We start from the raw sequence: 13,599 nt of genomic DNA on the forward strand, positions 1-13,599 counted from the left end.
ATGACACGGACACCCGACAACCAGTACGCGCGTACCGGTTCCGAGGACGGGGCTTCCCCGGTCCGGCCCTGACCTGCGCGTGCGCAGGTCAGGGCCAGTCCGAGGGCGGGTCAGGTGCGGGTGCCGATGTAGGTGCCCGACACCGTCGCGGCCAGGGAGTCGTCCGAGAGGACCTGGTCCTGGGTCGACAGATGCCGAGCGAAATGGGCCTGCGCACTCGACGCGCTGTCGCGGAACAGCGCGGCGTGCTCCTGCATCTGCGACAACAGCGCGATCGGTGCGCCCGACACCCCCGCCGCGGACAACGACGACACCAACTGCTCGATCTCGGTGAACATCCGCTCCCCGAGACCGCGCATCTGCTCGCAGAAATGATGCGCACTGCCCGGATCCAGGGTCTCCCCACTCGCCATGGTCGTGCTGCTGGTGGTTGCGGTCATCGGGACATCCTTCCCATCGCTACTGCTGGTCACAGGACTGTCGGTCGTGCTCGCCGGGGCCGGGCGCTGGAGTGGGTGCACCGTCGCCCACCCGCCCCCGGTCTCGGTCTCGGTCTCGGTCTCGGTCTCGGTCTCGGTCTCGGTCTCGGTCTCGGTCTCGGTCTCGGTCTCGGGAACGCTGCCGCTCGCGGGCGGCTCCCCAGGCCGTTCCTCGGTCTTCTTCTCCGTGGGCCCGCCCTCCGGAACCCGGCCGGTGTCACGCCCCGCACCCGGCCCCGGAGCCCGCCGCGCGCCCGGGCGAGGCGTCCATTCGCCACGGTCACCCGCACCACGCTGGCGGGTCCTCTGCCCGACGCGGTCCCGCAGAGCCCGCGCCCACCGCTGCCGACGTAGCTGCCCCGCAGCGGCCCGCTCATGACGCTGCCGACGCCGGTCGGTGGCGTAGTCCCAGCCATCGGCCCACCACGCACCCAAAGCCCGCCGCGCCGGCCCCGGGGCGCGGCGCGAGCGCGGGTGCGCGATCCGCTCCGCCACCCGCCCGGCCAGGGCCTCGGCAATCGTCGGACCGGCCCGGCGGGCATCTTTCGCCATCCGGCGCTCGTGGACGCGTTCCGCCCTGCGGCGCCGATCCGCCAACCGCGGCGGCTCCGTGCCTCGCGCGGTCGCGATCACCTCCGTGCCCGCATACCGCGCCAAACCCCACACCAGCAGGGACACCAGCAGAATCGTCTCCACCGCGCATCACCCGGTGATCCACGTCGAGGCCACCGCACCAGCGCCCCCGACCCCACGAGCCAGGACGCTGTAAAAACCCGCCAGCAACGGCACACCGGACGCCACCGCGAGGGTCGGCGCGGTCAACGCCAGCCACGGATGCCACGACTTCGGGCGCGCGGTCTTCGGCACGATGCCCTTCACCACGACCTCCAAGGTCGCGATCACACAGACCGCGGCCAGGACCGTGCCCCCAGCGACGCCCAACAGCTGGGTGACTGTGGAGGTCGCCCCCGACAGCGTCGTGAACACCCGGCCCAGCACCGTCCCCAGGACACCGCCGATCCCGGTCCCCGCGACCAAGAACAGCGCGTTCGTGGTCTTCGCGCAGTTGCCGTTGTACTTCAACCACCCGCCCAGGACCAGCGCCAACGCCGCCACCACACCCGTCGACGCCCACGCGTTCACGACGCACCTCCAGCAGACGATCCCGACAGCCACGTCGACAGCCCGGTCGGCGTCCAGTAGGACCAGGTCACGAACTCCGGCACCACCAGACCCACGACGGGGATCTGATCCAGCACCGACGCCACCGTGACCAGCAGCGGACCGACCGTCCACAGCCGGCCCGGGGTCCGCGACGCCCACCCCAACACCCCGGCCACGATCAGCGCGGGGGCCTGCACCAGCCAAAAGTGCGCGACCGCGACCTGACGCACCATCGGATGCTCACTGACCGTCCAGTCCCCACGGCGCGCCAACTCGATGCCCTCGGCCAGGGTGACCGGGCGTTCCACCGCGGCCCGGCAGCCCGTCACCGCAGCCGTGGTAGCGCTCGCCAGCCCACGGGCGAGGCGCGTCCACCACGGCGGACCCGCCTCCGGGACCGGGCCCCACCCGGCCTTCCCCGCAGCCGGCACCGCCGCGCTCGGGGCCGACTCGCCCGGCGCCGTACTCGTCGTCGCACTCACCGCGAGCTCCTTCCCGCGCTCAGCGGCTCCCGCGCCTGCAACTCCAGCAGCCGATCCCCCGCCGTGACCAGCGCCGACACCGCAGACTCGACCGCAGCCGCAGCTTCGGCCGGGTCCGGATGCCGCCTGCTCGCCGCGCCGCGGGCGTAATCGAACGCCGCCGCTAACCGCTCCACATCCGACGAAGCGGCGGCGAAACGCACCACGAACCGACCACGACGCCGATCCGGACGACCCCGCCGCGACGCCACCTCAACCTCTGCGCCAGCAGCCGCTGCGGTGCGGCGGCGGTAGCCGCTCACCGCCGCCCACCCCGCCCCACACCACGCCGGCGGTCGAGGGCCCGGGTCACCAGAGCAGCGACGCTGCACCACACCAGCACCGCCGCCAAGCCCATCACGATCCGCGGCGCCGACCAGTCCCCGGCCGCCGGGAACATCGCCTCCACCAGCACAAACACCGCGAACCCCACACCACCCAGCCCGAGCAGCAGCGGAACCGACGACACCACCGACCCCAGCCGCGACACCGCCGCCCGCACCGGATGCGGCGCGAACCGCGGGCGACGCACCCGCACCCGCTCCGGCGGGAACAACGACAACTGACCCGACCGGTCTGGCGAGTGATCCAACGCCCGGTCCAGCGGCCGGTCCGACACTCGACGCGACGATCGACGCGGCACCGGACGAGACACTCCAGATGACGACACAGCAACAGACACGCAAACCTCACCCCAAAAAGGAAGAAGCAGAACAAACAGGAGATAACGGACACCATCGGGCCCACGGCAGCCCCACAGCAGCTACAGCACGCCGCTACAACCAGCCGAAGACGACCCGAGAAAGAACTAGACAGACCTGCCCGGCAGAGCGAACGGCAGAGCCGAACTGAACGCCGCCGCGCCAGGACTATGCGAGGGCGGCGACCCGGGCACCGTTCACACGCCCCGCCACCGACGACACACCCGGCGACACCGGTGCTGTGGCTGCGGCAGTGGTGCGGTGCAGGAACGTGGTGACGTGGTCATAGGCGTCACCGGCGAGCTGGGCGCGGGACTTCCCGATCCCGAAGGTCTTGCGGATCGCTTCCCGCGACACCGACCCGGCCCGCTCCCCCGACACCGCCGGAGCGGGAATGTGGCCATCGGCGACCGCGCGCCGAGTCCGCTCATACAGCACGACCGTGTCCGCCGCCGTCTCATCCAGCCGGGCAGGAGTCAGCTCGTCATACAGGTCAGCGAAGATCGGCCGGAACACCGAATGCAACACATGCTGCACCACCACCGCCGCAGCGACCAGCAGCGGCGGCAGGACATGCGCCAGGGTCGAACCGAGGTCGAAGCCGTAACGCACGCCCCACGGCACCACCGTGAGCGCGAGGGACGCCGCGGCGAGGACCGCATCCAGCGCATACAGGCCGCGGGGGATGCGGCGGCCGTGCTGCACCGCGGTGAAACCCACGAACAAGCTCACGACCAGCAGCACCGAAGCGAGAGGTTCGATCAGGTAGCCGTACCACGGGCCGTCGACACCGACGACGCCGTCGTGCACGGTCACCGCCATGAACAGCACCCCGGCGGCGATCAGCAGCGGCGGCACCATCGACAGGCCGACATAGCGGCGGTAGGTCGAGGTCAGCCGACGGTCCGGGTTGAGCAGACGGTCGCGGTTCGCGACCGCACGATGCGCCCAGCCGGCCTCCCGGCGCTCACCCCGCACAGCGGCAATCTCGGCCATCCGGGTCCGGCGCCGTTCCGCACGCTCGGCGCCACGCAGCTTCTCGGTGACCTTCCGGTCGGCGCGGCGCTCCCGCGACGACCGGGCGTCGAGAAGCGCGGGATCGTCCTGTAGCGCGACGACGGCGCGGGCCTGCTCCATCTCTTTGGCGAGCAGGCGGGCCTCACCGATCAGACGCGGCCCAGCAACGTCCGGCGCCGAACCGTCAGAGCTAGCACCGTCGGCATCACCAGGGGACGGGGCGAGGACCAGGTCCTCCAGCCACGCCTGCGACCGGCCATTCGACGGGGCGTTCATCGGGCCCACCCCGGCGCCGACGTGCGCGGCAGCGGCATCGTCGCGACGGTCGCCCACAGGCGATCGATGAGCTTCTCGGTCAGACCATCCGGGAACCACCTGGGCTGCTCACAGCCGGGGTCAACATCCGGGGGAATCGCCCCACCCTGGGGTGGAACAACATCGGTCGTGCAGGCACGATGCCACATAGCCGATCACCTGTTTCTAGTCAGGTTGGTTGGTCAGACCGGCGCCCCGGACTTCTGGTCCGGGGTGTCGGTCGCCCACCAGGACTCCCGGCGAGCTTTTTCATGTCTAGCACCCCGACCCCACCGTGACAAGACCGGGGCTCGACCCGCTGTCACCGGGCAGGCACCCAGCGCATACAGCGGCCGAGCCGGGATGCGGACGTCGCAGGACCCGACGAACGTCGCCGGGACCTCGCCGCGACGGTCGCGGCCGAAGGAAATTCCCGGGGCACCTCGCGTGCGCGCGCGACGCGCGCCTACGCGCACATCGCGTTGAGACCGGCCACGAGCAGCCGCCGACGGGGAAATTTCCCCAGGGAAAACTCCGACCGCGGCGCGATCAGCGGCACCCCGGACCGGCGCGCCGTGCCCCGGCCGACCCAGCCGAACCCCGAGCCGGTAGCCACCCAGCCCCGGGCGCGGGCCCGGCCGCGCGGCCTGACCGCGACCACGAGCTGACGGCGCCAGCGGCAGGCGAGCGTCGACGCACCCGGAAGGTCGCGCTGCCGCCACCGTGGCGGCGGCGACCACACCGACCGATCTGGTCCCGACGGGGCAGTCGCTGCGAGCCGGGGCTTCCGACTCGGGGTGCCAGTCAGCACCGATCGCGGCAGTAACCGCCGAGCCCGACTCCTCTCGCTGACGCCGAGCGGCGACGACCGAGGTGCCGGCCTGTTTCCGTCGAGGAAATTTCCACAGCGGAAATCCCCGCCGGGCGGGTCTCAACGCGATGTGCGCGTAGGCGCGTGTCGCGCGCGCACGCGAGGAGTCCGGGGATTTCCACCCGACTTTTCCGGTCGCCGCCGTGCACGGCGACCGCCGCCGACGATGTCCCCGAGCGCCCCGGACGGGCTCGGGACGGTGCTCGGTGGCCACGCCCCCGACCCGACACCACCACCGACGCCGACGGCCTCGGCAGCCCCACCGGGGCTCCCGTGGACGGAGGCCCCGGCACGCGACCCCGCCTGGGCGATACCTGCTCGATAACGCCCTCTCGGGGCAGGGCCGGAACCGACGCGACACGCCCGGCGCAGGCCTCAGCGAGCACGGCCCCGGCGGCACTCCACACCGGCCGCCCGCCGCCTGACAGCCGCCGGGACGGGCAACCACGGGTACGGACCTCGGGCGCCGCGGTGGCCTGCTCTGGCAGCGCGCGGCGAGGTGTCCGCGGGCAGCTCGGTCGGGCCCCGGCCGCCCGGAGTCCACCGTGACGACCTGCTCCTGGGGCAGCGCGGACCGCCGCCCCGACAGCGCCCCAGGGACCCGCTTCAAGATCGCCCTACAGGTATCGGGACCAGCACCTTTGCCGTGCGCAACATTCGCCGCGCGGCGGCGTGGAGCGACCCGGACGGCACCGGCGACAGCCACGCCGTCAGAGAGAATCCCCTGGTCAGAGCACTGCGGCTCGACCGGTGCGACCAGTGTCTGCCAGCACCAGTCACTCAAGATCGTTTCATTGCGGCGTTTCCGCTGGTCCCGATACTTGTCGACACCTACTCGCCCAGGCGCGTGAGGGAGGATGGTCCAGGCGAAGAGCTCGGTCCCCGCGGCGCGCGAGCGAACATATCCCCAGGTCAGGGGCGCGATCCGAGCGGGGCGGAGGCCTGGTCGGCGCCGCGTAGCGACCCACGGGACGATCATGAACAAGGCTGTTTCCGCTGGTCCGGCTACGTGTCGATATCCACTCGCAGGAGTGTTCCGGGAGCGAGCGCCCAGGGAGGGAGGTGTTCAGCACGGTCGACCTCGACAGGATTCCCCAGGTCAGGGGCGCAATCGTGACCAACAGGGAAGCCCCGGAAGGGGGCCGCGGCGAGGCAGAGGTTGATCATGCGCCGGGGTGTTTCTGCTGGTCCCGGCGCTTATCGAGGGTGTATCGCGCCAGTAGGTGGGAGAGGTCGTCGGTATCGATGACGCGGCGGAGGCAGCTCTGGTTCCGGGGGAATCCGCAGGTCAGCGCCCCCGCCAGCTATCCCGAGTTGCCCTGGGAGCAGCTCCGGCGCGACCACGTTGTTGATCGAGAAGTGGGGTGTTTCCGCTGGTCCGGGTGCTTGTGGGTGGCTGTCTGCGGCATCCTGGCGCCGTCGACACGTCGGGTCTTCGGTGTTGAGGCGGGCGTTCCGGTATTGGCCGGGCTGCCCGGTTCCTTCGTGGCGGTTGTGTCCTGGCTGTGGTCTGGTCGGGGACGTTCACCGGCGGTGACGGACGGGCCTGTAGTGGGCGCTGAGGGCGTCTGTGACGGCTTCAGGTGACGTCGGTGGTCGTGGGCAAGTCGACCCGGACCGGAGCCCGCTCTGGCGGGCGAGGACCGGAAGCGGCGCGGCAGCTCCGTTCGTGCGTCTCCAGAGCCGCCGGACGGGCGCGGGTGCTGGTGTTCAGCACGACGTCCCGGCAGCGGCGAGTCGTCGGGAACGGCGGTCTTTGAGCAGAGCGGTGATGTGGTCGCGGGCGGTCTCCCGGGTGCTGGTGCTGGCGGTGTCGTGGTCGGTGACGAGCCCGGTGAGTAGCGCGTGCCGGTCGCGGGTCTGGTTGCGGGCCAGGGTGGCGCGGGCCTCGGCCTGTTGCTGGGCGTCGGCTCGCAGGGTGTCGACCGCCAGCTGGGTGTGGCCGTAGGGCAGCCGCTGTGCGGCGGCGTGGCCGTGCCGGGCCGCGAGGTCGGCCCGCTGGCGGGCGTCGACGTGCGGGGCGGGCAGGGGCCCGCACGGGCCGGTCCAGGGCGCCAGGCGGTGGCGTAGCCACGCCGATGGCCAGCGCACCTGCCCGGCGGGGCAGCGTTCGACGGGCCGGGACGGGCCATCGAGGGTGGGCTGGTGGTGAAGGGCGTGGCGTAGGTCGTTGTTGGTCCACCCGGCCCGCCAGAACGGCTTCACCTGGGCGCGGATTGCTCGCGGTGAGAGCTGGGCCAGTAGCGGGTCATCGCGCAGCTGTCGTGCGGCGGCGAGCATCCCCCCGCGGCTGGTGGGCACTCGGTCATCGAACCAGTCGCCCCACCGTCGTCCCTGACGGGGCGGCTCCGGACGGGTCGGCTGCGGGCCCCGCGTAGCGGGCCGGGGCCGGGTTCGTTGGCCGCTGTGGATGATCGTTTTCGCGCGCGTGTGAACAGAACTCTTACCTGCGGTAAGAGTAAACCCCGTTGGGGTCCAACTTTCGCCGCGCAACGATCTGTGAGAGGGGGTGTTGGTTGTGGTGTCGGGGGTGATGTCGCCGGTCTCGGTGAGCGGCCGGAGGTCGTCGCGGTGCGCGGCGGTGTTCGACTCGGTGATCGCGTGGTCGGGCAGGTGGAGTTGGTAGACCGCTGCGCGGTTGCCGTGTCGTCCGTGGAGCATGCTCTGGATCGGGCCGCGGTACTGCGGGGTCGAGCCGGGCTCGACGAGGATCAGCCAGTCGAACTCTTGGAGCTTCGCCAGCCAGGACGCGACCGAGGACCGTGACCACCCCGAGGCCTGCTGCAGACGCTTCCAGGTGGGCCAGGTGAGATGGTCGGTCCAGTCCGCGCGGCGGGCGAGCTCGGCGAGCAACGGCTCCAGGCGTCGGCGGACATCACGGCGCAGCCGCTGCCACCAGGCCGACGCGTGGATAGCCTCACGCCAGTCCTGCGCGGTCCGCGGTAACCCCCGGAGTGCCGCAGCGGCGGTCTCGGCGTCGCTCCGGGTGGTCGTGTCGTCGGTGATCGAGATCCAGCACGGGGCGCAGACGATCGAGTCGAGCACCGTGTCCCGGGGCTGCCCGGAACGGCGGACGCAGTGCGTACACATCCGCGCCGTCGGCGGCGGGGCGGTGTGCAGCTCGCGGGCGGGCGGCCAGCACGCGGTGGTCGTCGCCGCTGCGGTAGCGGCCAGCTCACCCGGGTCGACTGCGGCCAGGGGCCAGAGCCCGGTGTCGAGCCCGGCCCGGACCAGACACCCACAGACATCCCGGGCACCCTCGACCGGGGGCGTTGCCGGGACTTGACGGGTCGCGTTATTGTTAGACCACGCAGCCAACGCGTGTTCGCTCCTTCAGGGTTGGGGGGGCTGAAGGAGCGGAGCGGGAACTCCGTTGTACTTCCGTTGTAGGGCCCGGCCGAGAGGTCGGGCCCTACTTCGTTCTGAAGCACATACTGCTGCTGGTGCTGCTCCAGCCCGCCATATCGAGTTGAGATCCAAGGACGACCAGCATGTGGCGGCCGGCCCCAGGGGGTCTAGGTGGGCATCGTCGGCGATCCTTCGTCTGAGTCGGGGGAGCGGCTGTCCGGGGTCCCGGTAGCCAGAAGAGCCAGAAGAGCCAGAAGAGCCAGAAGAGCCAGAAGAGCCAGAAGAGCCAGAAGAGCCAGAAGAGCCAGAAGAGCCAGAAGAGCCAGAAGAGCCAGAAGAGCCAGCTCACTGTCTGATCCTGCCAGGCCCTCCCGGCGGCTCTGCCGGAAGGGGCTTCTTACGGGCGTGTCGGCCGCGTCGGGGGCTCACCGGGCCGGTGGCGTCCGTCGCAGTCGTCGAGGTCATCGAGGTGTTCGACGCAATCGTCCAGGATCGCCTGGGTGGTCCGGACATGCCACGCTGCCGGCGCCTGATCTTCCAGGGTCGCGCCGTAGGGGTTGCGGACTTTTTCTGCGGCGAGCGTCAGCTCCCGGGCGGCGGTGAGGATCCTGTCCCGCAACCAGTTCTCCTGGTCCACCCCGTCACGTCCCGTACGACGGACCGGCCGCGGCGGGACGAGACCCGGCGGCATCCACTGCCGCCCGAGATCAGGCTCGTCGGGGGGCGAGGCGAGCATGGGGACCTCCGGGGGAGACGAAGTACCAGCACGTGACGGGCAGCCTGCCCGGCGGTAGTGAGTGATCGTCCCGTCACGGGACGTGCCCGGGAGACTGGCACGAGCACCTGTCGCCCGTCAACATGATCGTCACTCTCGATCAAATTACTCGCCACCGATCATGGTGACTGATGGTGTCTTGCTGCTAGAGTCTGGCCCCTGGCCCCTGGCCCCTGGCCCCTGGCCCCTGGCCCCTGGCCCCTGGCCCCTGGCCCCTGGAAGGATGATGCCCTGATGTCAGCCGACGAGGGGGTCCGCCCGCTTACGCTTGCAGCTAAAATTAATCAGGCTTTCGAAACAGTGCATCGGCCGGGTGAGGCGCCGTACACGAATCGCGAAGTAGTGAAGTGGCTGGCGGAGAACTCGCAAAACGGCGAGCCGGTCATTAGCGAGAATTATCTGGGGCTCTTGCGACGTGGAGATCGGACTAACCCGGGTGTTCGAACGATCGAAGCGCTTGCCAGATTTTTTGAGGTCCCGGCCGGGTATTTTCTGGAGACGGGTTCAACTGCTGCGGAAATCCATGAAGAACTTCAGCTGGTCGCAAGCTTGCGGGACGCTGAAGTACGTGGAATTGCGACGAGAGCAGCAACCTTGGATCCTGGAATGCGGACGTGGCTCCTCGGTGTGGTGGAGACACTTCCTGTCGGTCCGCCGCTGAGTGCGCCTCGGTCAAAGTCTCGGCAGCAGAGCTTTGAGGTGCGCCCGGACGAAGACCTCGACGCCTGGTGATTCCAAGATGGCTCGAACCGTAACTGCGGAGAAGCGGATGATTCCAAAGAGGGCCGTGAGGCGGGGGTTGTCGCGTGGATGGTTGCCCGGCCGAAAAGTAGATACTATCGCGAAGAGACTGGTCCGTGATCTGGGGGTGGTGTTTCCGTTGGACATTGATGAGTTCTGCCAAAAGTTCGCGGTTCATCGAGGTCGCCCGATCAGTATCCTGGAGCTCTGCCTTCCCAGCTCGGATGTATTCGGTCTATGGTTGGAAAGTGCGGATAGCGATGTCATCGTTCACGACGCTAACCTGCCTCCGCGGCAACGCGTGAAGACGATTCTACATGAGTGCGGCCACATGGCCCTCGATCACAAACCTGACAATGGCGACGAAGATCTGGTCCGAATGATTGCGCCGCACCTCCCTCCGGGCATGGTGTGGCGCCGCTGTCTCCGCCGCGATTGCTTTGACTCTCCTCAGGAGAATGACGCCGAGCATTTCGCCGCCGTGTTGCAATACTGGGGATACGCGGCTGATGCGGAGAGGCGACAGAAGATATCGGGACCCGGCTTCGGTGATGCTGTCGACATCTTCTGACGACGCCACAGCAGCAGAGTGACAGCTTAAAATGGATGTCGCCTCTATAGTAGTGTGGAGTGTGCTGGCTGGGATATTCTGCTCCCGCCTGGTTCTTCGCCAGAGAGGTCATCGCAGAACGCGCGGAAATGTTCTAGTTGCTGCACTCTTCGTGATGTCGTGGGTATCTCTCGATCTAGAGGCTTATTCAGGCTCCGTCAGGTAAGTGTGTAGAAGATGAGTCCGATGACTGTCGAGATTGTCGTTTTAAATGTGGCGTAGGGCCGCCGGTAGTCTGTGTGGAGAACTTTCCACGTTTTGATATGGGCGATGACTCGTTCGATGGTGGCGCGTGTGTGGTTGAGGCTCTTGTTGAATGTTTTTTGCCAGTCGAGAAGTTCCCGGCCGGGTGGTTTTTTGAACGGGGTGAGCATGCCGCGCCCGATGTATCCTTTATCGCCGATCGGGGGGTATGTGGCGAGGTGGTCGAGGGCGCCGGATTGGTCGAGGCAATATAGGTCGTGTCGGGAGCCTGGGGTCGGGTCGGAGATCCACGACAGCTGCCCTTCCAGGGTGGCTGCGACCTGGACGACGACGCCGGTGGTGCGATGCTTGCCCGACCACAGACCCGGCACCGCGGCCCATGACCAGCAGGGCAGCAAGGTTCCATCGATGATGTACTGCCGATCGGCACGAAGCTCCTCTGCCGTCGGAACGACACTCCGCAGCGCCTGTGCCAGCAACGGTGTCACCCCCGTGATCGCTCGACTAACCGTCGACTGCGACACCCCATAGGTTTCCGCCAACTCCCACTGCACACGATTCCCGCGCAGATACGCCAACGTGATCACCACCGACCAGAACAATCCCAGAATCGGCGGCCAAGGCCGTCGCAGGCCAGTCGCGTTCCGCTGATCCTGCTCATGCACCAGAGCGGCAAGATCCTGAATCTCATCACGCCGAAAGCCAGTGGCATAGTACATACTGCGACAACCCGTTCATCTTGGATTGATTCGGCAAATTAATCTTCGCGATGGACGGGCTGTCGCCCAACCCGACACGCCGGGCTAGATCGTTATTTCACGGGCCCTGAATAAGCCTCCCGGTGCGCAGTTTCGGGATCCGTAGTTCCAGGTCCCCGGCGGTGGTGGTCAGGGTGCGGGTCCGGTGTCCGTTGCGTTGGGCGGTGCGGGACTCGTTGCGTTCGTGGCGGCCGGCGCCGATGGTGTCGGTGAGCTCGGCCTCGATCAACGCCTGGTAGATCGTCTCGGCGGCGGTGCGGACACGGTCACCGACATCGGCGGCTTTGAGTGCCTCGAGGACTTCGAGCAGGGCAGACTGGTCCAGGGCCATCGCGTGGCGCCTTCCTCTCCGTGTTCCTTGGCGGGTACACGCAGAGACTCACGCGGTGGCCCCTTCCACGTGGTCAGACACGCCGGACAGGGCCGCTACTTCCACCACCAACGGGGACGCCACCCCGGGCTCGCGCCGAGGACCTGCAACGACGCCGGGCTGGGCCCACCGAGGACCCGGCAGGACATGTTTCTGGAGTGGATCCAGACTAGGGAGTGTCTCGTGAACGGTGTTTCTGGCGGGGCCGCGCTGTAGCTGATCACGGTCGTTCTGCGGCAGGATGCGGCGAGAGCATCTGATCTCTGTTTCCGAATAGCAGGTGCTCCTACTTGCATGCGGGCAGGGGGCGTGGGTGGAGAACTGGGTCTCACCGTTGAGTACCGGTGTCTTGTTGGGGATCGCTGCGGGTGCGATCGCAGCTCTGCTGGTTGCGATCATCCGGTTCAAGGTGCATCCGCTACTTGCGTTGATCATCGTGTCCGCGGGGACGGCGTTCGCCACTCAGATCCCGGCGGGTGAGGTCCTCGACGTCCTGGTCGACGGGTTTGGGTCGACACTCGGTGAGGTCGCCTTGTTGGTCGGGCTCGGCGCGATGTTCGGGCGGCTTGCGGAGACCAGCGGTGCGGCTCGGGCGTTGTCGGATGCTCTGGTGACTCGGTTCACCGACCGGCGGGCTCCGTTGGCGTTGGGTGTGGTGTCGCTGCTGTTCGGGTTCCCGATCTTCTTCGATGCTGCGTTCATGGTGATGCTGCCGATCATCTTCACGATCGCTCGCCGGGTTGGGGGCGGTGTCCTGATCCACGCTCTGCCCGCTGCTGCGGCGCTGTCCACGGTGCATGTGTTCCTGCCGCCGCATCCGGGTGCGGTCGCGGCGACGGTGCTGCTCGGCGCGGATGTCGGGCTGGTGATCCTGATCGGGGTCGTGGTCGCTGTCCCGACCTGGTACCTCGGCGCATATCTCTACAGCGTGTGGATCGGCCGGCGGATCGTGTTGCCGGTCCCGGACCTGCTGACCGGTGGCCCGATGATCGACGATGACACCGCCGCGCCGCCGCCCCGGCCGGGGACCGTTGTCGCGCTGCTGTTGCTCCCACTTGTGTTGATCTTCGCGAACACCACGGTCGCGACCCTGGGCAAGACCGGCGCCATCGATCACGCCGCGGCGTGGGCGGAGATCATGATGTTCATCGGGTCGACCCCGATCGCTCTGCTGATCACCGTGTTGGTCGCTAGTCGTGTGCTCGGCACCGGCCGCGGCCAGCCTGCGGCGGTGGTCGAGGATCTGCTCGATAACGCCCTGAAGCCGATCGCGTCGGTCGTGTTCATCACCGGTGCGGGAGGCATGTTCGGGGCGGTTCTGATCGCCAGCGGTATCGGTGACGCGCTCGCCGGGACCCTGGGCGCGACGGGTCTGCCAGTGATCGTGTCGGTGTTCGTGGTCTCGGCGATCCTGCGGATCGCGCTCGGCACTGCGACCGTCACGATCACCACCGCTGCCGGGCTACTCGGTGCCTCTGTCGTTGCGGCCGGGCTAGGGCCGGTGCAGACTGTCGCGGTTGTGCTGGCACTTGCCGCCGGGTCGTCGATCTTCCCGCATGTCAACGACGCCAGTTTCTGGATGATCGGGCGCCTGCTCGGCATGGACGTCCCGACCACGTTCCGTACCTGGAGCGTGATCAAAACCCTGATCTCGCTGGTCGGGTTCGCCCTGTCCTGCGTGGTGTTCGCTCTCGGCGCACTCACCTGACCGACGATCGAGTCCGCCTCACCGCGTGTCACGACACC

At 68.5% G+C, this 13,599-nt stretch carries 12 protein-coding genes and 1 pseudogene; 3 read left to right on the forward strand and 10 right to left on the reverse strand.

The genetic code is table 11. The features are described from left to right. Positions 1-110: 110 nt before the first annotated feature. From KPL59_RS11560 to KPL59_RS11595, 8 genes are all read right to left on the reverse strand, one after another. On the reverse strand, positions 111-1,175 hold the full coding sequence (locus KPL59_RS11560) for a hypothetical protein (RefSeq protein WP_226360798.1): 1,065 nt from the start codon (positions 1,173-1,175) through the stop codon (positions 111-113). A 6-nt stretch (positions 1,176-1,181) separates the two neighbouring features. Then, positions 1,182-1,622 carry a hypothetical protein gene (locus KPL59_RS11565; RefSeq protein ID WP_226360799.1) on the reverse strand — a complete coding sequence of 147 codons (441 nt, stop codon included), beginning with the start codon at positions 1,620-1,622 and terminating at the stop codon, positions 1,182-1,184. After that, a complete protein-coding gene (locus KPL59_RS11570; RefSeq protein ID WP_226360800.1) occupies positions 1,619-2,125 on the reverse strand; it encodes a hypothetical protein in 507 nt (168 codons plus the stop codon). The genes KPL59_RS11565 and KPL59_RS11570 overlap by 4 nt, the downstream gene beginning before the upstream one ends. Beyond that, the gene (locus KPL59_RS11575) at positions 2,122-2,427 is read right to left on the reverse strand and encodes a hypothetical protein (protein ID WP_226360801.1); all 306 of its coding nucleotides are present in this window, start codon (positions 2,425-2,427) and stop codon (positions 2,122-2,124) included. The genes KPL59_RS11570 and KPL59_RS11575 overlap by 4 nt, the downstream gene beginning before the upstream one ends. After that, positions 2,424-2,726 carry a hypothetical protein gene (locus tag KPL59_RS11580; protein ID WP_226360802.1) on the reverse strand — a complete coding sequence of 101 codons (303 nt, stop codon included), beginning with the start codon at positions 2,724-2,726 and terminating at the stop codon, positions 2,424-2,426. Before KPL59_RS11580 ends, KPL59_RS11575 begins: the two co-directional genes overlap by 4 nt. A 307-nt stretch (positions 2,727-3,033) precedes the next feature. Beyond that, complete coding sequence (locus tag KPL59_RS11585; protein ID WP_226360803.1) at positions 3,034-4,158, reverse strand: hypothetical protein; 1,125 nt, start codon at positions 4,156-4,158, stop codon at positions 3,034-3,036. A 2,599-nt stretch (positions 4,159-6,757) separates the two neighbouring features. Continuing rightward, positions 6,758-8,137: a hypothetical protein gene (locus KPL59_RS11590; RefSeq protein ID WP_226360804.1), complete on the reverse strand. Its 1,380-nt coding sequence runs from the start codon at positions 8,135-8,137 to the stop codon at positions 6,758-6,760. 655 nt (positions 8,138-8,792) lie between these two features. Next, positions 8,793-9,032 (reverse strand): hypothetical protein, encoded by a 240-nt coding sequence (locus KPL59_RS11595; protein WP_226360805.1) that lies wholly within the window; start codon positions 9,030-9,032, stop codon positions 8,793-8,795. 372 nt (positions 9,033-9,404) lie between these two features. Here KPL59_RS11595 and KPL59_RS11600 point away from each other — a divergent pair, with 372 nt between their 5' ends. Then, positions 9,405-9,902 carry an XRE family transcriptional regulator gene (locus KPL59_RS11600; protein ID WP_226360806.1) on the forward strand — a complete coding sequence of 166 codons (498 nt, stop codon included), beginning with the start codon at positions 9,405-9,407 and terminating at the stop codon, positions 9,900-9,902. A 136-nt stretch (positions 9,903-10,038) separates the two neighbouring features. Further along, entirely contained in the window at positions 10,039-10,482 is a 444-nt protein-coding gene (locus tag KPL59_RS11605; protein ID WP_226360807.1) for an ImmA/IrrE family metallo-endopeptidase, read from the forward strand. Between the two features lie 197 nt (positions 10,483-10,679). On the opposite strand, the gene KPL59_RS11610 is transcribed toward KPL59_RS11605, so the two are convergent. Both KPL59_RS11610 and KPL59_RS11615 read right to left on the reverse strand, forming a co-directional pair. Continuing rightward, positions 10,680-11,444, reverse strand: a complete 765-nt coding sequence (locus tag KPL59_RS11610; RefSeq protein WP_226360808.1) for a transposase — start codon at positions 11,442-11,444, stop codon at positions 10,680-10,682. Between the two features lie 118 nt (positions 11,445-11,562). Beyond that, positions 11,563-11,814, reverse strand: a pseudogene (locus KPL59_RS11615) (transposase); the annotation flags it as partial. A gap of 352 nt (positions 11,815-12,166) precedes the next feature. Here KPL59_RS11615 and KPL59_RS11620 point away from each other — a divergent pair. Continuing rightward, entirely contained in the window at positions 12,167-13,561 is a 1,395-nt protein-coding gene (locus KPL59_RS11620) for a GntP family permease (protein WP_226360809.1), read from the forward strand. Positions 13,562-13,599: the final 38 nt, after the last annotated feature.

Origin of the sequence: Pseudonocardia sp. ICBG1142, from assembly GCF_020496255.1 — a bacterium.
Classification (GTDB): Bacteria; Actinomycetota; Actinomycetes; order Mycobacteriales; family Pseudonocardiaceae; genus Pseudonocardia.